This is a genomic window from Chryseomicrobium aureum (assembly GCF_016909155.1).
In the GTDB taxonomy this organism is placed as follows: Bacteria; Bacillota; Bacilli; order Bacillales_A; family Planococcaceae; genus Chryseomicrobium; species Chryseomicrobium aureum.
Map to the genome: position 1 here is coordinate 25,297 of NZ_JAFBFG010000006.1, position 19,287 is coordinate 44,583.

25 protein-coding genes and 1 pseudogene are annotated in these 19,287 nt (G+C 44.2%); 15 read left to right on the plus strand and 11 right to left on the minus strand.

Features of this window, described 5'->3' with window-relative positions:
• Positions 1–36 precede the first annotated feature (36 nt).
• From JOD03_RS06335 to JOD03_RS06345, 3 genes are read left to right on the plus strand one after another with little or no spacing between them, the layout of a single operon-like run.
• On the plus strand, positions 37–1,062 hold the full coding sequence (locus tag JOD03_RS06335) for a methionine ABC transporter ATP-binding protein (RefSeq protein WP_204590000.1): 1,026 nt from the start codon (positions 37–39) through the stop codon (positions 1,060–1,062).
• Positions 1,052–1,714 (plus strand): methionine ABC transporter permease, encoded by a 663-nt coding sequence (locus JOD03_RS06340; RefSeq protein WP_204590001.1) that lies wholly within the window; start codon positions 1,052–1,054, stop codon positions 1,712–1,714. The genes JOD03_RS06335 and JOD03_RS06340 overlap by 11 nt, the downstream gene beginning before the upstream one ends.
• A gap of 12 nt (positions 1,715–1,726) precedes the next feature.
• Positions 1,727–2,587 (plus strand): MetQ/NlpA family ABC transporter substrate-binding protein, encoded by an 861-nt coding sequence (locus JOD03_RS06345; protein ID WP_204590002.1) that lies wholly within the window; start codon positions 1,727–1,729, stop codon positions 2,585–2,587.
• A gap of 57 nt (positions 2,588–2,644) precedes the next feature.
• On the opposite strand, the pseudogene JOD03_RS06350 reads toward JOD03_RS06345, so the two are convergent.
• A pseudogene (locus tag JOD03_RS06350) lies at positions 2,645–2,749 on the minus strand (helix-turn-helix transcriptional regulator); the annotation flags it as partial.
• A 129-nt stretch (positions 2,750–2,878) separates the two neighbouring features.
• Here JOD03_RS06350 and JOD03_RS06355 point away from each other — a divergent pair.
• Genes JOD03_RS06355 through JOD03_RS06365 form a run of 3 tightly spaced genes read left to right on the plus strand, consistent with a single transcriptional unit; the run spans position 2,879 to position 4,462 of the window.
• Entirely contained in the window at positions 2,879–3,292 is a 414-nt protein-coding gene (locus tag JOD03_RS06355; RefSeq protein ID WP_204590004.1) for a hypothetical protein, read from the plus strand.
• A 31-nt stretch (positions 3,293–3,323) separates the two neighbouring features.
• Positions 3,324–3,887, plus strand: coding sequence for a DUF4256 domain-containing protein (locus JOD03_RS06360; RefSeq protein ID WP_204590005.1), 564 nt, complete (start codon positions 3,324–3,326; stop codon positions 3,885–3,887).
• 17 nt (positions 3,888–3,904) lie between these two features.
• Positions 3,905–4,462, plus strand: a complete 558-nt coding sequence (locus JOD03_RS06365; protein WP_204590006.1) for a hypothetical protein — start codon at positions 3,905–3,907, stop codon at positions 4,460–4,462.
• A gap of 47 nt (positions 4,463–4,509) precedes the next feature.
• Here the strand turns inward: JOD03_RS06365 and JOD03_RS06370 are convergent, their stop codons facing one another.
• The 3 genes from JOD03_RS06370 to JOD03_RS06380 form a co-directional block, all read right to left on the minus strand.
• Complete coding sequence (locus JOD03_RS06370) at positions 4,510–6,150, minus strand: thiamine pyrophosphate-binding protein (protein WP_204590007.1); 1,641 nt, start codon at positions 6,148–6,150, stop codon at positions 4,510–4,512.
• A gap of 15 nt (positions 6,151–6,165) precedes the next feature.
• Positions 6,166–8,937 (minus strand): bifunctional diguanylate cyclase/phosphodiesterase, encoded by a 2,772-nt coding sequence (locus tag JOD03_RS06375; RefSeq protein WP_204590008.1) that lies wholly within the window; start codon positions 8,935–8,937, stop codon positions 6,166–6,168.
• 306 nt (positions 8,938–9,243) lie between these two features.
• Positions 9,244–9,684 (minus strand): MarR family winged helix-turn-helix transcriptional regulator, encoded by a 441-nt coding sequence (locus JOD03_RS06380; protein ID WP_204590009.1) that lies wholly within the window; start codon positions 9,682–9,684, stop codon positions 9,244–9,246.
• 103 nt (positions 9,685–9,787) lie between these two features.
• On the opposite strand from JOD03_RS06380, the gene JOD03_RS06385 reads away from it, so the two are divergent.
• The 5 genes from JOD03_RS06385 (at position 9,788) to JOD03_RS06405 (ending at position 12,987) form a co-directional block, all read left to right on the plus strand.
• Positions 9,788–10,204 carry an Ohr family peroxiredoxin gene (locus tag JOD03_RS06385; RefSeq protein ID WP_204590010.1) on the plus strand — a complete coding sequence of 139 codons (417 nt, stop codon included), beginning with the start codon at positions 9,788–9,790 and terminating at the stop codon, positions 10,202–10,204.
• Between the two features lie 218 nt (positions 10,205–10,422).
• Positions 10,423–10,902 carry a LytTR family DNA-binding domain-containing protein gene (locus JOD03_RS06390; protein WP_204590011.1) on the plus strand — a complete coding sequence of 160 codons (480 nt, stop codon included), beginning with the start codon at positions 10,423–10,425 and terminating at the stop codon, positions 10,900–10,902.
• Positions 10,892–11,305 (plus strand): DUF3021 family protein, encoded by a 414-nt coding sequence (locus JOD03_RS06395; RefSeq protein ID WP_204590012.1) that lies wholly within the window; start codon positions 10,892–10,894, stop codon positions 11,303–11,305. The genes JOD03_RS06390 and JOD03_RS06395 overlap by 11 nt, the downstream gene beginning before the upstream one ends.
• A gap of 12 nt (positions 11,306–11,317) precedes the next feature.
• Positions 11,318–12,247: an ABC transporter ATP-binding protein gene (locus tag JOD03_RS06400; RefSeq protein WP_204590013.1), complete on the plus strand. Its 930-nt coding sequence runs from the start codon at positions 11,318–11,320 to the stop codon at positions 12,245–12,247.
• Positions 12,244–12,987 carry an ABC transporter permease gene (locus JOD03_RS06405; protein WP_204590014.1) on the plus strand — a complete coding sequence of 248 codons (744 nt, stop codon included), beginning with the start codon at positions 12,244–12,246 and terminating at the stop codon, positions 12,985–12,987. The genes JOD03_RS06400 and JOD03_RS06405 overlap by 4 nt, the downstream gene beginning before the upstream one ends.
• Before the next feature lie 77 nt (positions 12,988–13,064).
• Here JOD03_RS06405 and JOD03_RS06410 read toward each other — a convergent pair whose 3' ends face one another.
• The gene (locus JOD03_RS06410; RefSeq protein ID WP_204590015.1) at positions 13,065–13,847 is read right to left on the minus strand and encodes an SDR family NAD(P)-dependent oxidoreductase; all 783 of its coding nucleotides are present in this window, start codon (positions 13,845–13,847) and stop codon (positions 13,065–13,067) included.
• 109 nt (positions 13,848–13,956) lie between these two features.
• On the opposite strand from JOD03_RS06410, the gene JOD03_RS06415 reads away from it, so the two are divergent.
• Positions 13,957–14,199 (plus strand): hypothetical protein, encoded by a 243-nt coding sequence (locus tag JOD03_RS06415; protein ID WP_204590016.1) that lies wholly within the window; start codon positions 13,957–13,959, stop codon positions 14,197–14,199.
• Between the two features lie 263 nt (positions 14,200–14,462).
• Here the strand turns inward: JOD03_RS06415 and JOD03_RS06420 are convergent, their stop codons facing one another.
• The gene (locus JOD03_RS06420; RefSeq protein WP_204590017.1) at positions 14,463–15,221 is read right to left on the minus strand and encodes an SDR family oxidoreductase; all 759 of its coding nucleotides are present in this window, start codon (positions 15,219–15,221) and stop codon (positions 14,463–14,465) included.
• 158 nt (positions 15,222–15,379) lie between these two features.
• On the opposite strand from JOD03_RS06420, the gene JOD03_RS06425 reads away from it, so the two are divergent.
• The 3 genes from JOD03_RS06425 (at position 15,380) to JOD03_RS06435 (ending at position 17,233) form a co-directional block, all read left to right on the plus strand.
• Positions 15,380–15,955, plus strand: a complete 576-nt coding sequence (locus tag JOD03_RS06425; RefSeq protein WP_204590018.1) for a TetR/AcrR family transcriptional regulator — start codon at positions 15,380–15,382, stop codon at positions 15,953–15,955.
• Between the two features lie 162 nt (positions 15,956–16,117).
• A complete protein-coding gene (locus tag JOD03_RS06430) occupies positions 16,118–16,321 on the plus strand; it encodes an NUDIX domain-containing protein (RefSeq protein WP_204590019.1) in 204 nt (67 codons plus the stop codon).
• Positions 16,322–16,405: 84 nt separating this feature from the next.
• Positions 16,406–17,233 carry a GNAT family N-acetyltransferase gene (locus JOD03_RS06435; protein WP_204590020.1) on the plus strand — a complete coding sequence of 276 codons (828 nt, stop codon included), beginning with the start codon at positions 16,406–16,408 and terminating at the stop codon, positions 17,231–17,233.
• Positions 17,234–17,263: 30 nt separating this feature from the next.
• Here the strand turns inward: JOD03_RS06435 and JOD03_RS06440 are convergent, their stop codons facing one another.
• From JOD03_RS06440 to JOD03_RS06460, 5 genes are all read right to left on the minus strand, one after another.
• Positions 17,264–17,431 (minus strand): hypothetical protein, encoded by a 168-nt coding sequence (locus JOD03_RS06440; protein ID WP_204590021.1) that lies wholly within the window; start codon positions 17,429–17,431, stop codon positions 17,264–17,266.
• Between the two features lie 344 nt (positions 17,432–17,775).
• A complete protein-coding gene (locus JOD03_RS06445) occupies positions 17,776–18,018 on the minus strand; it encodes a hypothetical protein (RefSeq protein ID WP_204590022.1) in 243 nt (80 codons plus the stop codon).
• 187 nt (positions 18,019–18,205) lie between these two features.
• Positions 18,206–18,550: a DUF2178 domain-containing protein gene (locus tag JOD03_RS06450; RefSeq protein WP_204590023.1), complete on the minus strand. Its 345-nt coding sequence runs from the start codon at positions 18,548–18,550 to the stop codon at positions 18,206–18,208.
• Positions 18,547–18,780 (minus strand): helix-turn-helix transcriptional regulator, encoded by a 234-nt coding sequence (locus JOD03_RS06455; protein ID WP_204590024.1) that lies wholly within the window; start codon positions 18,778–18,780, stop codon positions 18,547–18,549. Before JOD03_RS06455 ends, JOD03_RS06450 begins: the two co-directional genes overlap by 4 nt.
• A 122-nt stretch (positions 18,781–18,902) precedes the next feature.
• Positions 18,903–19,223, minus strand: a complete 321-nt coding sequence (locus tag JOD03_RS06460) for a DUF3784 domain-containing protein (RefSeq protein ID WP_204590025.1) — start codon at positions 19,221–19,223, stop codon at positions 18,903–18,905.
• Positions 19,224–19,287 lie beyond the last annotated feature (64 nt).

Sequence of the window (19,287 nt, forward strand, 5' to 3'; positions counted from 1 at the left end):
TTTATGCACTCTAGCAAGAAAGTAGGGAAGTCCACCATGATTACATTCCAAAACGTATCCAAAACATTCAAAGTCGGAAAGCGTGATGTGTACGCGGTCCAAAACGTCACGCTCGACGTCAAAAAGGGCGACATCTTCGGCATCATCGGGTTTAGTGGAGCCGGCAAGAGCACGCTCCTTCGCCTCGTGAACCTTCTAGAGAAGCCGACGAGTGGCGTCATCAAAATCAATGATACCGACATCACATCTCTAAAAGCCAAACAACTTCGCTTGCAACGCCGACGTATCGGGATGATCTTTCAGAACTTTAACTTGTTCACATCCCGCACTGTCGCAGGGAATGTTGCCTATCCGTTGAAACTTGAAGGCACGCCAAAAGCGGAAATCGCAAGACGCACAAAAGAGTTACTTGAATTCGTTGGCCTATCTGATAAAGCAGATAACTATCCTGAGCAACTCTCGGGGGGGCAAAAGCAGCGGGTTGGGATTGCGCGAGCTCTTGCAACGAACCCGGAAATCCTAATTTGCGACGAAGCAACGTCCGCACTTGATCCGGAAACGACAGAGGACATCTTGAAACTTTTGAAGCGCGTCAATCAAGAATTCGGCATCACAGTGCTCTTGATTACACACGAGATGAACGTCATTTCAACCATTTGCAACCGAGTGGCGATTATGGAAAACGGACACGTCATCGAGCACGGGGAAGTCTTCGATGTCTTCACAAACCCGTCCCATCCGACGACAAAACGGTTTATCCAGTCGGTCAATAAAGACCTTCCTTCTCAAGAATTGCTAAAAGAATGGCGAGCAGCGGGAGATGAGCACATCTACCAAGTAACGTTTACTGGAAGTGCGACAAGTCAGCCGCTTCTTTCAAAAATCTCACAGCAACACAATGTCCACTTTAACGTTGTGTACGGCGCTGTTCGAGAAATCCAAAATCAGTTGCTAGGAAACCTGGTCGTTTCCTTCAAAGGAGAGACGACCGCGATTCAAAACGTGATCCGTGAACTAGCAGATGTTGTCGACATCAAGGAGGTGATCATCCATGAAAGTTGAGTGGAGTACATTTTATCAGCGCATCATAGAAGCAACCGGCGAGACGATTACGATGGTCATCCTGACTCTGATTCTCGGTTCGATTTTAGGCGTCTTGGTGGGACTCGCTTTATTCGTCTCTCGCCAAGGCAATATCTTAGAAAATCGCTTGTTATACGGCCTTCTCAACTTACTCATCAATGTGATTCGGCCGATTCCATTTATCGTGTTCCTCGTATTCTTGATGCCAGTGACGCGCCTCGTGATGGGTACGACAATTGGTGTAGGAGCTGCTGTATTCCCGATGGCCATCATGGCAACATTCAGTGTTGCGCGTATCGTCGAACAGAACTTACTGAGTATCGACCCAGGTGTTATTGAAGCAGCGAAAGCAATGGGGGCGAGCCCATTCCAAATCGTCTTTACCGTTTTAATTCCGGAAGCGCTTGGACCACTGATTCTTGGTCTCACGTTTGTGACAGTCAGCTTGATCGATTTCTCGGCAGTGGCCGGATATGTCGGTGGTGGTGGTCTCGGGCACATCGCGATTACATACGGCTACCAACGTTTTGATACGAGCGTCATGGTCGTGACGGTGATTATCTTGATTCTTCTGGTGCAACTCGCCCAGTGGCTTGGCAATACATTATCCAAAAAAATTATGAGACGATAGGAGATTAAAAAAATGAAACGACTAAAACTTGCAGCACTTGCTGCCACAGCTGCTCTAACACTTGCAGCTTGTAACTCAGCCGATGGGTCAGAAGAGACAATCAAAATTGGGGTGAACGGTGCGGATAGCCCGCAATGGCCGGTAATCGTAGAACTTGCAAAAGAGGAAGGCATTGATTTAGAAGTAGTAGAATTCACAGATTACATCATGCCGAACAAAGCGCTTGCAGCAGGGGACATTGATTTGAACGCGTTCCAGACGATCTCGTTCTTCTCAAACTTTGTGGCGGAATCTGGGGAAGACTTGGCACCTGTTGGTACAACCGTATTTGCGCCACTTGGTGTGTATTCAGATAAAATCGAGTCACTAGATGAATTGCAAAAAGGTGATCAAGTCGCCATTCCAAATGATGCATCAACACTTCCACGCGCACTGAACCTTCTGCAAGAAGCAGGTGTGATTGAATTAGCTGACGATTTTGGGATCACTGGAGACTTAGACAAAATCACATCAAACCCGTTAGAGCTTGAATTTGTCGCTATGGAACCCCAACAGACAGCACGTGTTCTTCCGGACGTTGCCATTGCCTTAATCAACAATGGTGTGGCCGTACAAGCAGGTCTTATTCCAGCTGAAGACGCTGTTGTGTATGAAGATACAGAATCCGAGTCCATCGAGCCGTACATCAATATCATCGCATCTCGTGCAGATGAAGCAGACAACGAAAACTACTTAAAGATTGTTGAATTGTATCAGCATCCTGAAGTAGAAGAAGCGATCAACAAAGAGTTCAAAGGTAGCATGTTCATCATCCGCAAGACGGCGGAAGAGACGCAAGCGATGTTTGACAAAATGAACACCTATTTCCAATAAGGGCACCCACCCACTGCAGCTTTGACCCCCTTAGCTGTGGTGGGTTTTTTTTTAAACTTTAGCAATCAAACTAATCGTCTGTCGCGTAATGCCTGTCTTCCTGGCAAGATCCGTCTGAGTGATGTTGGCAGAAAGACGAGCAAGCTTTACATTGTTTTTCATAGAATCTCCTTAATCAATGTAATATATATTCCATTTGTAATTTATTTGTTACATTCTAATCGAGTAGATGTCAATTCTCATTGACAACTTATTACCAAGTAATTCGTATAGATACAAGAGGTGATTGGGATGAACGAGTTAATTAATCAAACAGATGAGCAAATTGAACAGACACGCGCGATTTACAAAAGCTTGCCGAGCGCACTGACGTCCTGTGACTGTCTATATTGCCAAAATTATATCGCGTGTATTCCATCCTTTCCGGAGTGGATTCAAAAGCTTACTGATCACTACGGATTAGACCTAACAAAGGCTGCAGAAATCATGGCGCTGGATTCAAAGAACGACCTGCGTCAATTTTTCGCAATTTATCACGTGATTGGCTCAGCCTCTCCCGTGAAGTATGAGCAGCAAGATGCAACGGTTTTCATTGAAACAGAGGAGTTCGATTTTGTGCCCGACGTATTTCCAGAACCGATTGTTCAAGTCATGATTGAACTATGGCTTCCGTGGGTAGTTGAACCGCTCGACGAACAAGGGTAAAGTGAAAGAAACGAATGGGAGGCGAAAGGAAATGGTAAACCACGAACTAACGCAGGACCAACAACGTGAACTTTTGGCAGCATTAAAGGCTCGGTTTGAGAAGAACCGGGGACGACATAAGGGAGTCATTGAATGGGAGGACGTCGAGAAAAAATTAAACGCAAATTCAAAGGCACTCTGGTCACTTTCAGAAATGGAAGCGACCGGCGGCGAGCCGGACGTCGTGCGATTTGACGCTGTCAAAGAGCAGTATCATTTTTATGATTGCGCAAAAGAAAGTCCGAAAGAGCGACGTAGCGTATGTTTTGATCAAGTGGCTCGCGAAGGGCGCAAGAAGTTCCCTCCAGAGACGTCAGCACTTGAGATGGCAGAACTCATGGGCATTGAGCTTTTGACAGAAGAAGAATATCGCTATTTGCAGACGCTTGGAGAATTTGATTTGAAGACATCCAGCTGGATTGCAACACCATCTGAGATTCGTGAACGTGGAGGCGCTTTGTTCGGGGACCGCCGCTACAACACAGTATTTGCTTACCACAATGGGGCCGATTCGTACTACGCTTCGCGAGGGTGGCGTGGTGTACTAAAAGTTTAGTGAGAAGGAGAGGACCTATGAATAAAGCACAACAGATGGACCAATTACTTGCAGAGCAAGAACTAACTGTAGAGACGGTGTTTCAAGTCGTACACGAAGTATTTGGCTTTGATTTAGACAAAGTGCCTCTAGTGCATTCAACAAATCATTCTTCACGAGAAGTTGTAGCAGAAAAGCTTATTCAACAAGATGCTAAGCCTACAGGGCAACAAATCAGAGAGTTTATTAATGAACTGTTTAGTGTAAATTTGGAGGCACTCTCTGCACTTGAAGGAGCTGGACTGTCCTTGTATGCGAAAGGTCGTTGGGTGATTGAGGAACCAACAGATTGCTTTGTTATTTATTCAGAAATTGGGGACCAGATTACGCGTGTGTTCACAACAACTTATTACGCCCATACTACTGGTACTTCTTCAGCTCCTATTGCACTTCAAGAGACACTCCAAAGAATGGGATACACAGCGGACACAACAGCAAGTAGCTTCTATTTTGAAAGTGATACAGCTGTTCCAGATGCTTTCAAAGGGCAGACAATCGGAGCAGTGCTCCAAAACATGCCGAAAGTACATAGCTAAACATAAAATCCCTGACTCAGCGAAGAGTCAGGGATTTTTACATAAATTTATTTACCGAAAGAAGACAAGAACTTCACGCGGTCACCCATGGGTGGAGTGCTATTGTCTTGTAAAAAGACTTCAAGCACTGCAGGCCCTCCGTGATTCAACAGTTCATTCACTTTATCAGGTGTAAAGTCGGCCATCTCTGTCACACGGTGACTTGGAATACCCATTGCAGCTGCCATTGCACTGATGTTCACAGGCTCTTGTTCAAATGACGTATGCGTACGTTTGAACTGCAGGTTGTGCCCGTGATACACCATACCAAGGCGTGCATTGTTCATGATGACAAACAAAATTGGCAAGTTGTGTTCTTTTGCCGTCAACAATTCCATTCCGTGCATGAAGAAGCAACCGTCACCAGTGATGCAGACGACAGGACGTTCCGGTTCTGCAAGCTTTGAGCCGATTGCCGAGCCGATTCCGCTTCCCATCGCACCAAAGTGAACATTAATTTCATACGTATAGGACTCTTTTACTTGATGGTGATTGATCATATAAGACATGAATTCGCCGATATCGATTGTGTAGCGTGTCGATGCAGGGAGTGCTTCTTGAAGAGCAATCAACACGTTCTTTGTCGTGTAGTCGTCTCCTCCTGTTGATGGGGCTTGCTTGTTCACAGATAAACTAGTTGTACTATCTTGTTTCTTCGCTTTTACAGCTTCCACAAGAGCAGGAACACTTAATGTGATATCCCCGAGCAAAGCTTCGTCGACTTCATACTTACGATTGAAAACCGACGCATCAAAATCGAGTTGGACAGTGAAACGGTCTGCAGTAATGGATGCATTGTAATTGTTCGTCGCGGTCTCACCAAGGCTTGACCCGATGATCAGTGCGACATTGCGTGCATTTCCTGAAGCAACTAGCTCAGAAGCCGCTTCATGTCCTGCAAAACCGTACACACCAACTAGAAGTGGGTGATCCGTTGGAATATAGCCTTTTGCTTGAGGAGTCGTCACGATTGGCCAACCCAGTGTTTCCGCAAGCTCAAGTACAGAATCAACAGCCCCACGGATCCCTTGTCCAGCCAAGATATAGCCAGTATCACGTGCAATCAATTCATCTGCCACGCGAGCTAAAGTCTCTGCCTCTGGTGTAATCAAACTGCGTTTTGCAGGAGCAGGAAGTGTCGCGTCTGGAACTTGCTGGTGCTGCACATCGATTGGAAGTGCTACGTGTACAGGACCAGGTACACCAGAAAGTGCGATTTCTACAGCTTTTGTGATTTCAGCTACGACATCTTTCACATCGTTTACAGCTACACTATATTTTGTGACAGGTTGGAAGATAGGAGCAGCATCCAATTCCTGCGAAGCATTTAAACCGATTGTACTGACGGGAACGGCACCTGTTAAAAACACAACAGGCAGGTGTTCGCGCATCGCATTCGCCGCACCCGTCACGAGGTTTGTTCCACCTGGACCACTACATGCAATGGCGACACTTAAATGATTCGTATACTTTGCGTAAGCGGCAGCCATGTACCCGGCAGCGCCTTCGTGTTTTGTGACGACTGGCGTGATGTCATCCATTTGTGTCAACTCATCAAAGAAGGCATTGACCGAACCGGCCGGTATTCCAAAGATGTGGTTAACCCCATTTTGTTTCAAATACTCTAATACGAGACGTGCTGCTTTCATCATCGATCTCCTCACTTATACGTATTTGTTCGTTAAAGTCTCTGCGTCGAGCGGACGACTAAAATAATACCCCTGCATCAAAACGCAGTCTTGTTCAAGTAGATAGTCCGCTTGCTCTTTCGTTTCTACACCTTCTGCGATAACTTCCAAGTTCAAGTTCTTGGCAAGTGTAATGATCGTATTCGTAATGGCGGCATCGTCGACTAACATCTGGTCGACAAAGGATTTATCGATTTTTAACTTGGAAATTGGCAAGTTGCGCAAATACCCAAGAGATGAATAACCTGTTCCGAAGTCATCAATCGCAATCTTGATGCCATACTCTTTCAGTTGTTTCATTGTTTCGAGCGTTAACTCGGTATTTTTCACAATCAGGTTTTCTGTCAGTTCAAGCTCGAGAAAACTTGGATCAAGACCGGTCTCGTTCAAAATCTTCTTAATACTGCCAAATAGATCCGTTTGCTCAAATTGGTTAACTGATAAGTTTACTGATAAACGAGGTAATGCAAAGCCTTCATCATGCCATTTTTTTAATTGCTGACATGCACGGCGAAGGACCCAATCCCCAATCTGTACAATCAAACCAGTTTCTTCTGCAAGCGGGATAAAGCGGTCTGGTGGAATCAAACCATACTCTGGATGTTTCCAGCGTAATAAGGCTTCTACACCAACGATTTCATTATTGCGGTAGTCGATTTGTGGCTGGTAATGAATAAACAGTTCTTCTTTTTCGATGGCACGGTATAAATCATTTTCGAGCTTGATTGATTCATACGAGCGAATGTCCATTTCTTCACTAAAGAAATGGAAGCTTGTACCCGGGCGTTCCTTAGATTTGTACATCGCTGTATCCGCATTTTTAATTAGAATTTCTGCCGTATCGCCGTTTTCCGGGAAGAGGGCAATGCCGATACTCGTCTTAATATGCATCTCATGTTCGCTGAGTTTAAACGAATCAACGAATACAGCATTAATGCATTTAATGACTTTTAAAATATCACTGTCTTCTTTGACGTTCGGTAAGAAAATCGTGAATTCATCGCCACCTTGACGCGAGATCGTGGCTCCTTCTGGCACACAAGTCATTAGGCGCAGCGCTACTTCTTTCAACAATAAGTCGCCGTAGCTGTGCCCGAGTGAATCATTGACAAGTTTAAAGCGGTCGAGATCTAAAAACAGGACAGCTGCTTTTTCTCCATTTTTCTTTGCATACTTCAAGCCCTGCGTCAGGCGATCCATCAACAACACGCGGTTTGGTAGGTCGGTGAGACTATCAAAATATGCATAGTATTTGATTTTCTCTTCCAGCTGCTTACGCTGTGTGATGTCTTTGAATGTGACAACTTCACCGACCACTTTGTCATTCTCTTTGATAAGTGACGTTACATATTCTACAGGGAATCGAGAACAATCTTTTCTATAAAATTCTTGGTACTCTTCAAAGTACGTATCAGGGTAAGCGGATGCGTTTTCCGAACGTTCCATCACTTTGCCGTTCGTAATAATTTTCACGGGTTTCCCGATCAGTTCACTTTCCGACGAATAGCCAAGCATCGTAGCACCTGCAGGGTTACAGAATGTGATATTCCGGTGTAAATCTAAACCGAAGATGCCCTCTCCAGCTGAGTTCAAAATCAATTCTTTTTCCCGGCTCAAATGTTTCAGTTCTGAAACGACTTCTTCAAGCTCTTTGTTTTTCTCAAGCACTTCAGACGTGCGCTCTTCAATCAAGATCTCTTGCTTTTCCATATAAAGTAAGTGAGACAAGGCGGAAGCTGTCGTATCGATAATGGATTGAGCCAGTTGCAGTTGCGTCTCATTGTATGGTGGGACATTATCTTCTAGTGTGACAACTGAGATTTGCCCTAACACCTCTCCCATTGTAATGAGAGGGAACATGACAAGGCCGCGGATTCCAAAATTTCTACAGACATCATGGTTGGGTCGATCATCAATCGAGACATCGGGAATGTAGATGTACGCTTTCTTTTCAATGACTTCTTGCATTAGAACGTCATTACTGTCATCGACATCCAATTCATTATGGGTTTCAAGCCATTTTTCTTCGGTCCAGTCACTTTCTTTACTAAGTTTAGCTGGTTTGATTCGTTTTTTAGCTATTGGGTCGAATAGATGAACGCCGATGTTTGGATTGTTTAAGACTTTTTGAATATAGAAGAAGCAGCTATCAAAACATTCTTGAAGGGTGGTATACATCGATAAGTCTTTCGAGACGTCAAGAAGCAACTGCTTTTCGTTCAGTAGCATCTCTTTACGCGCCAAATTTGATGCATTTTGGATAGCTACAGCCGCCATATTGACATACGCTTCCACTGCTTGAATTTCATCTTCTGTCAGATTCATAGGGATTCCATAATCAAATAGGAAGACAAGTCCAAAAAGTTCACCTTCGAATGAGATGGGGAGGGCGAGCAAAGACTTGATTTGGAACGCTTCTACGGCTCGTGGGTCCGGTCGGTTGTCGCGCGAGGTGTCTGGAATATAAATTGTTTTTTTCGTTTCAATTACTTCTTTTGCCAACAGGTCATAGTCTGTGTCGATGACGTGCATATCTAAAGTACGGCCATTGATGACTTCTGGCTTCCCGACGTATCCTCGGAATGTGCCGTCTGGTTGGGGCATGTAGATACCGACTGAATCGCAGCGCATAATTTCTTCAGAGATGGCGAGTGTGACTTGTTCCATGACTTCACGCAAGTCGAGCTTCATGTTGATCATTTTCGTGATGTTGGCGAGACGAGAATACCTCGAGTGGTCTTGTTGCATTTAACGAACCTCCTTACAGTTTCAGAATGAGTCTATGAATGTGGCAACTCTATATATCATCTCTTTTATAGTAACAGGTAAAGTCGAAATTATTGTACTATTATTAGAAAAAAATATGGTTATTTTGATACAAGAACACCACTTTCCGGTTTAAGGTCTAAATGACTATCTATAGACCTATAAAATAAAAAATATTTTGTAAAACGTAGAGCTAGTGACTTTCTTACTAGATTGATTAGTATGACTTTGCGAATAGGGAAGTATAGAAGTTCCTATAAAAAAGTTCCCTGGGAAGAATAATAAAGATTAGCATGTCCCGTCATTTAACCCAAGCTTTATGGAAAGGTCAGTAAGCATTTTTTGATAAGCAGAGTACTGGTGTTCCGTGAGACCGAGAACCTCAGCAAGTTTTGCTGGAATATCCGCTGCATCATTTTGTAACGCGCGTCCAGTAGGTGTCAGTTGAATAACGAGCTGGCGTTCGTCGTGGGGATTTCGTGCTTTTTCGATATAACCTTGTGAAATAAGTTTATTGACTAGCGGTGTAAGGGTACCTGAATCAAGATGGAGCCGCTCACCAATTTTTTTTAAAGATAGTTGATCGGTCTCCCACAGTACGAGCATCACAAGATATTGAGGATAGGTTAGCTGCAAAGGTTCGAGTAACGGCCGGTAGCGCTTGGTGATTTCTTTTGATACCGCATAAAACGGGAAGCAGAGTTGATTCGAAAGATGAAGAGCATCCATAAACCATTCCTCCTTGTGCAAATTAGTTGCAAGTGTTTTTTAGTTGTGTAAAATTAAATTGTGTACAACTTAATTATACCAAAAAATTAGAGGAGGAACCACTATGCAAAAACTATTTACATCAACTGCTACAGCTGTCGGAGGACGCCAAGGCCGCGTTACTTCAGAGAGCGGAACATATGACTTGAATTTGGGAATGCCAATGCCAGGTGCAGACATGACAGGCAAGACGACACCTGAAGAATTATTCGCAGGTGCTTACTCAGCTTGTTTTGACTCTGCATTGAATATTGTTGCGATGCAAAAGAAAGCACAGATCTCAGGTTCTGAAATCACGTCGCACGTATCGTTAAATAAAGGCGATGCGGGGTATCAATTGTCAGTCGAAATGATTATTACTATCCAAGGGACGGATCAAGACACAGCAGAAATGTTGGTAGAAGAAGCACATAAAATCTGCCCATTCTCTAACGCAATCCGCAACAACGTCGATGTCGACTTTACAGTAAAAACAGCTTAATCTAATTTGATAAATGTAGACCCCTGGAGTTGTCTCACGCGCTAAGTAAACTTAGAAGTGACCCAACTCTAGGGGTCTTTTTTTTTATATACTTGAATAGAAAGTTACGTTTCACACACCGAACGGGTCATGTTATGCACGATTTAAAGCATGTTGGCCCTATCTTTGTCGCCCATTACATAAACTGACCTACACTAAGAACAAGAAAGGGAGGCCCAATGAAAATCAAAATTGACATTGATCCTCAACATGAGGACACAGCTGTGATTACCATCCAAGCCAATGAATGGACTGCCGAAGTGGAGGCAGTTGTACGCCACCTGAAAGAGTTGGAGAAATTAGACACTGCTCCGAAGCGACTTGTTGCTAGTGATGGTGAGCGGTCCATTATTTTGCAGCCGCACGATATTGATTTCGTATACTCAGCCAATCGTAAAGTGTTTGCCCAGACTGTTGAAGGAACATACGAACTCAAGTTGAAGCTGTATGAACTAGAAGAGTTCTTAGGGAACTATGGCTTTATCCGATTTTCTAAATCCGTCATCGGGAACTTAGACTTGATTGATCGTTTCGAATTGTCCTTTAACGGCAATCTTTGTGTATTCTTCAAGTCTGGTAATAAAGAATATGTGACACGAAGCTACGTGCACCATCTACGTAACCAACTTGTCGAAGGAGGTGGAAGTCGTGATAAGTAAGTTGATGATTCGGATTTTCGGAGGCTTTGGAGTTGGTGGTTTGCTGACCCTTCTCGTGCTTGTCTTTCTCTATGACAGTACAGCGGAAGTTCCTGCAAGGCTCATCGCACTAAATCTATTTGGAAGCATGTTGATTGGTGCTTATTTTAGTGTTTCTGCCCTGTTATTTGAGGTTGAGGAATGGAGTATGTTAAAGCAGACCTTTGTTCACTATACAGCTTCACTTATCGTGTTGTTCCCTGTCTTCACATGGCTGACTGGCTGGATTCCACTAAACCCACAATCTCTTCTCATTGGGTGGTTATTTTTCACAGGCACCTACATTCTGAACTGGTTCGGTTGGTACAGCTATTTCAAACAGCTAGAAAGACGCATGAATCAGTCTCTTCAAAAACGTAGATAGGGAGGAAGTTGAATGATTCACATCCAAAACGTGAAGAAAAGCTACGGTACACACTGTGCTCTTCAAGACGTGGAACTAACAATCGCAAAAGGAACTTGCTTCGGTTTGGTCGGGCCAAATGGTGCAGGGAAGTCGACACTGATGAAAATCTTAGTCGGTATTTTAGAAGAGTACGAAGGCGAAGTACTGCTTGAGAACGCCACATTTCATCATAACCGCCTAGCTATCAAACGTCGGATTGGTTATGTGCCACAAGATATCTGTTTAGAGGAAACGCTAACGGCACGAGATAACCTGCTCTTATTTGGAAGACTGTATGGACTCCCGAAAGCTCAAGTGTCCAAACGTATCAAAGAAGTACTTCGTCAAATCGGATTAGAAGAACGTGAAAAGTCCGTTGTTTCCACATTTTCGGGTGGAATGAAGCGCCGTTTAAATATTGGCTGTGCGTTGTTGCATGACCCAGACATCATTATCTTAGATGAACCGACTGTCGGCGTGGATCCGCAGTCTCGTCGAGCGATATTTGAGTTGATCCATTCGTTGAAAAAAGAAGGGAAGACGCTGATTTACTCCAGCCATTACATGGAAGAGGTCGAGCAACTCTGTGATGCGATCGGATTCATTGATCAAGGGAAGGTTGTAGAGCATGGGCCTATGCAGGAAGTGTTGGCACGTCACCATCATTCGTCGATTTATGTTGAAGGAAAACAAGTAACTGCTGAAGTGTTGCAAGGGTTTCCTTTACTCAAGGAACAAGGTGCAGGGTTCAGTATTGTCAGCGATGAGCCTCTGGAAACTTTAGAGCAGCTTGCACGTTCGTTTGCTTCACAAGCCGTCTTGCCCGAGCGGTTAGAGCTCAGCCAAGCACGACTAGAAGATATTTTCATTCGCTTAACAGGAACATCCTTACGAGATACGGGAATGGAGGGAGCGTCATGACAGCCATTGCTCTTTTAGAATTGAAAAAGAAGACGAAAGACAAAGGATTATGGTTTTGGACATTCCTACTGCCAGTCATTTTCATCGTAGGGTTTATCACGCTTTTCGGAGAAAGCATGGGGGCGGAACCTGAGCAGTTAGTAGTTCAAATAGTTCCGGGCTACACAGTGATGTTTTCGTTCTATATCATGATTTCTATCGTTGTTGCATTCATCAAAGACCGAGATAGCGGAATGGCTGCTCGACTTGCGAGTACACCTATCCGCCGCCTCGACTATTTTGCAGGAAAATGGCTGCCGTTTGTTGCGGTTGTGTTGCTTCAAATCGTTGTATTGTTCACGTTTGGCGTAGTGGTATATGACTTGCCTCTTGGTGATACTCTTTCTCTTCTAGCACTTTCTATAGGGCTTGCTTTTGTAGCGACAGGTTGTGGGATGGCCATGGCCGTGCTAGCAAAAACAGAAAATATGGGAATCGCGTTGACTCAGGTCATTGCACTTGGGGGAGCGATGCTTGGGGGTCTTTGGATGCCTGTAGAGTTTATGCCCGACGTCATGCAAAACATCGCGCGTTTTTTACCACATTACTGGGCACTTGAAGGGTATAAGACAGTGATTCTCGACAACGGTACGCTTATGGACGTATGGCAGTCGCTTGCAGTCCTCGTCGGATTTGGAATTGCCTGTATTACACTAGCTCTACTTGCCTATCCGCGTTACTTGAGGGAAGCGAAGAGTTAATAAAACTAGACCCCTGGGGTTGTCTCATGACTAAGTAAGTATCCTTAGTGTTTGAGACAAATCCAGGGGTCATTTTTTTATAGAGCGTTTCCAGAACCACCGTCAATGTTGACAGACGTGCCCGTCACGTAAGAAGCAGCGTCTGATACGAGGAACGTGATGACGTTAGAAGCTTCCTGAGTGTCACCGATCCGGCCGAGCGGAATGCCTTTACCGGTCTCATGCGAGAACTCATCCCACGTGAGGTCTGGGCGATTGTTTTGCCACATTTTTTCAATCTGGTCACTGCGGATCAAACCGATACATACAGCGTTCACGCGAATGTTGTGCTTGCCAAGGTCTTTACTCATCGCCTGTGTCAGCGCAAGACCGGCTGAACGACTGACGGAAGAGGGGAGACTGCTTGCTGGAGGCGTCTTTGCTACGACTGCTGCCAAATTGACGATAGCCCCGCCTCCTTGTTCTTTCATGTGCGGGATTGCGTAACGGGAACAGTGGATAGTTCCACCAAGCTTAAGGTCCAAGTCATTCTGCCACGCTTCACCGTCGACATCTTCAAACGCCTTTGCCGCTGCAGTACCTGCGTTGTTAACTAAAATATGTAACTTCCCAAAGTGTGCGACTGCCTCGTCCACTGCACGTTTACACTCACTTTCTTGCGAGACATCCGCTGAAATAGTAAGTACCTCACGCCCTGTCTTCTCCTTAATTTCGTCCTTGGCTTTCTGCAAATGTTCTTCGCTACGTGCGACGATTGCGACATGCGCACCTTCAGCAGAAAGATCAAGAGCTGTCTGGAATCCAATACCTTTACTACCACCCGTAATGAGTGCCACTTTATCTGTCAGTCCTAAATTCATGATGAGCCTCCTTGAATTGTTTGATTACTTAGATAATAGCATACTTATTTGAGGAATAGGGTCGACAAGGAATTACTGTATGGTAACATAAGGAAAAGGTGGTGGTTGGATGTTGCTGAAGTTTCCAGAAGGTTTAAAGAAACATTACTGGAAGATGTTTGTTCCTATATGGATTTTGTTTAGCGCATACCAGGTCTACTGGGGTTTCCTTTATCCAAATTTCACATTTAATTTAGCTTTAGATGGTGGCATTGTCCTTCTGATTCTTGCTCTTACTGCGATGTACAGTACAGTGCTAACCGTGCTTGGCTATCTTGTGGTTCAGAAAGTGAAGAAGAAACGGTCATTTTAACAAGAAAGTAGGAGAATTTATGTTGTTGTACAATTGATTCCCACTCGTTTTCAAATTATGACCGACAAGCAGGAAAATAAAGAAACGGAGCGCCGAATCTTTTAGGGTTCGGCGTTTTTTTGGTGGGATCAGGACGAATTAGTTTCCATAATATGACTGAGGGCACAAACCTTAATTTGCTCAAAGATCTTGCTAGCAAGAACTTTACAAACAAAAAACCAACCCTCAGAAAACCTCTGAAGGTTGGTGAAAGTGACTATAAATTAGTAAGCCGTCCAACCAGAATCTGCCGCAATGACTTGTCCGTTTACAAAGCTCGACTCGTCTGACCCTAAGAACACCGCAAGTTGCGCAATTTCTTCTGGTTTCCCCATGCGCGGATTGATAGCCATTCCCAGTTGTTGGCGACCCATTCCGTACTCGCTCAAGCTCGTCATCGAAGATCCGATATTGGTCTCGACGCCACCGGGAGCGATACCGTTGCACCGAATATTTTTATTCGCATACATAAACGCTGTATTTTTGGTTAGACCGACGACCGCATGTTTTGATGCCACATAAGCAGCCCCGGCACGTGCTCCGTACAATCCCCCGACTGAACTATTGTTGATGATCACACCATGACCGCGTTCTAAGAAGTGGTTCACTGCTAGACGAGATGCCCGCATGACAGCTGTCGTGTTGACTGCGAATACGCGGTCCCACCGTGCGTCTTCAATTTCCCCAACAGGTTCCATGCCATCCATGATGCCCGCGTTGTTCACGAGAATATCAATATGCCCATATTTCGCAACAGTTTCTTCAAATAGCTTATCCAAATCTGCACTGTCTGCCACGTTCGTTTGAATCGAGAATGCTTCGCCACCGTTGTCTTGAATCGCTTTCGCTACTACCTCAGCACCTTCACCATTCAAATCTGAAACGGCGACTTTTGCTCCTTGCTTTGCATACGCTTCCGCAATCGCTTTTCCCATTCCCGAAGCAGCGCCTGTTACAATGGCCACTTTGTCTTGTAAACGCATGTGTGTGTCCTCCCCACTCTTATTTTAAGATAATTATTGAACACCTGTTCAATAAAAAGTATACTAAGGATGATAAATTGACACAATAATCAAAAAATAGATATCTGTTTACTAATGAACAAAACGCATAAATGTGTCGAGGAGGAAGTGAACAAAAAATGAAAACGGATCTACGTGTTCTCAAAACAAAAGATGCTTTGCATGCAGGACTAGTTGCATTGTTAAAAACAAAGCCGCTCGAAAAAATTACCATCACAGAACTTTGCCAACAAGCCAAGATTAACCGCGGAACGTTTTATCTTCATTACCAAGAAATCAATGATGTGTTCGAGGAATACTTCCGGGAAATCACAGCGGACCTCGCAAAATCCTATGAAGAGCCGTACCGCCATGTGTCTGTATTGAAAACGTCAGAATTAGATCCGTCTACTATCCGTATTTTTCATCACATCAAGAACTACGAATCTTTTTATGCAATTGTATTGTCTAAACGAGTGCCTCTTTTGTATTACTACCTGCTGTTTGATGAAGTACGGACCTTATTTTTAAATGACCATGCGACTTCCTGGAATCAGCCCGAGATTCAACGAGATTTGTATTGTGCCTATCAAGCGAATGCGATCATCGGGATGATTTTGCACTGGTATCAACATGGTTTCGAAGCATCTGCCCAGGAAATGAACGAACAACTCGTGAAAATCATTAATTTACAACCAGCCAATTTAAATGACTAGTTGTTCCACGGGGAACTTGAGACCAGGTCATAGGGAAGGAATGCAACTATGAAAACTACTACTAAATTTGAAATTACGTTGGGAGATCCTATTCCGGCAAATGTAAAAGTGATTTCCCGCACCGGTGTTCGCGCAATCATCTGAAGTGGTCAGAACTTACTTATGATGAAATCGAACCGCGGAGACTACAAGTTTCCTGGGGGAGGTGTGGAGGCAGGAGAGAGTGACAAGCAGGCACTTGCACGAGAGCTGCTAGAAGAAACCGGGTATACAGATTTCGTGATTCGAGAACTCGCAGGACAGGCCATCCAAACGCACCCCGACCGAATCGAAAAAGGGGCTTGGTACCACCTTCGATCCCATTGACCCGTTCAAGAATTTTTATATCGAACGTGAAAACAGTGTTTTGCAAGAATTAGTAAGAGTGCAGCGAGTAAGGGGGGACACACCATGAGAACGCTGGAAGAATTAAAAGCCATCAAGACGTTGCAAAAAGTAGTGGAGGCTCATGACCACCTTGAGATGAAACTGAACTGGGAGATGCTCGAAGATAGAGAATCCAATGAGTATGATTTTCTCCACTATGAAAACGACGAACTCGTAGCCTTTCTTGGGCTCTATGGTTTTGGGTCTACTGTCGAAGTCACGGGGATGGTAAGGCCGAGGTCTCGTCGTGCGGGTCATTTTACACGCCTGTTTGATGAAGCAATGTTGACCGTATCGAAACTAGGATTCACAAAAGTCTTAATGAATGCACCAGCTTCTTCTGAAGCAGCAAAAGCATTCTTGCAAAAGAAAGGAGCTATCTACTCGTTCACTGAACATCAAATGCAGTGGCAGCCAGTGGAATTACCGGAAGCAACAGGGTTTACACTGCGACCTGCGGAAGACAGAGATAGAGAACTTCGTGTGCAACTGGATATCAAAGCATTTGGACTAACACGGGAAGATTCACTCGCAACAGAAGGACGCATCACCGCGGAACCGGACACAGATTTGTGGATGATTGATGTGGAAGGAGAGCCGGTTGGGAAAGTGCGCGTGAAGCGAGAGGAAGGCCAAGCGTGGATCTACGGGTTTGCAATTTTACCTGAACACCAAGGAAAAGGAATCGGCCGCAATGTCCTTCGCAGGATTGTGAAAGACCAAAGTGAAGCAGGATACTCGGTCCATTTAGAGGTCGAAGCGACAAACGCGCATGCTCTGTGGTTATATGAATCTGTAGGATTTAAAGTTCACCATGCGCAGGATTATTATACATACAGTTTGAATAGTTAAAAAAGGTGTGTACATAGCGTACGCAGCTTTTTACTGACTGTCTTTTGAAGACTTCTCTTCAGTTTCTGTAAAAATATAAAATATGGTCATTGCACTCAAAATCCAATAACAGGCGACAGCAATCCAATTCTCAATGACTATCGACATCATGATAGCAGTGGCTACCATGAATAGTGCCAGCAGTAGCTTTTCGTTCATGTCTTCACCTCATCCAATTTATGTATAGTTAATCCTACCAATAAAATCCAAATTAATCCATCTATTTTTATAAGGCACCAAGGCGAGCTAGTGGTCCACCGCAAATCCCAATAAACCGATTCAATACAGTCATTTGAATGAAAATGACTATATTAAAAAAATCCCTATCCGCATTTAAAGAAAAATCAAATTATCAATGCACTTACACGTAACAGGGCCAAGACTTCGGGTATCGTCTGGCTCATCTATTACATGCGACTCCGTAAAGAGGCTGACGTGATTGACAAGGCTTTAAATAATTAAAAAGAGAAGGCACCAACGCCTTCTCCCATGTATCTATTGAATTACGAGCCGGAGGTGTTGATGCCGCTTTGGTCAGGTTTTTTACCTTTACGAGCAGCATTCTCTTTGCTCCATGTCACATCGTCTGATGAATGGTTAGTGGAGTGGCTTGAAGAACTAATCTGGCCGCCTTTTTCGTCAAGCTCCTCGTGAATGATTTGATCAGGATTGTACGAAGTGTCCTCGCCGACATTGCGTTCAGCTTCTTCACGACGGATTTTCTGATCACCCTTTCGATTTGCCATGTACGATTCCTCCAATCCCTTAATTTGTGGTACACATTATAGATTCCCTCCGATTGTTACGAAAAACGTTATACATGAAGGTGATACAAAAATGTAACCTATGAAATACTCGTCTATAGTTGGAGAAAATACCAAGACTATAAGGGTTATTCATGACAAGTCTACATATCCAACATGTTTTTTTAGATTACCCCGCAAACTCCCGCTTATATTGCATCGCCAAGTATACACCAGTAGCGACAAATGCCACCCCATACTTGAGTACAAAGAAAATCGTCCACATTTCTTCTTTTGGCAGAATAAAATCTCCTAGAATTACCGCGCCTAGCAAAACGAACGTGCTCTTCAAATAAATTTGATTCGTCCGCTCATCAGGCTTCCCGATCCGGTAATAGTAAACCGTGATGAGTGCGGCTCCCAAAAGTAAAAGCCCTAAGCTCGCCATCAGTACCATATTGAAATTCGCATTCGATTGCTCGGCCCAGTCCATCAGCGGAGAAAAAACAAATGCCCCTACGTGATCTATCCTCATTTTTCATCCATCCCCTTTACATACGTAAAAATATCCCCGATTTCCACCTTGAAAAAATCAGCAATCCGGAAAGCCAAGAGCAGCGACGGCACATAATTGCCTTTCTCCATGACAAAAATCGTCTGCTTCGATACCCCAACGGCCTTTCCGAGCTCCGCCTGCGTCAGTTTGGCAAGAACCCGGTGTTCATAAACCTTATTGGCAATCGAATCGCCCACCTCATTTTTCATTTGCTTCACCTCTTATTTTCAATAATAAAGTAAACTTATCAAAAAGTAAAGTAAACTTTAATTCTTTATATTTCCAATTTACTTTACGGTAAATAAAAATCCAGCTCGCAACTGAGCTGGATCTACTGCTGACGGAAACGATTCCCCGTATTTGAATACACAAGCGTAAAAACAATCAGTCCTATCATCAACGCAATACCAATCCATAGCAGTGCGGGAATCTCTAGCCATTCACTTAGAGAGAGCAGTACCAAACTGAAGCAGATCCCGTACAGTACTTTTCCCATAAATTTGCATAGCGCGACCTCATCATACTTCGCTTTTTCCTCTTTCGGCACCGTGTTGTAACCCGCAATCAGAAAAGCGCCTTTGCCTTGGGAGAGGTAGACGGCTAGGATGAGGAGGGGGATGATCAATAGAAGATTGATTAAAGCTCCGGACATTTTGGGGCTCCTTTCTATATTGAATGTATAACTTGTTTACGGAGTTTTTCGCTCATTGGTTTCA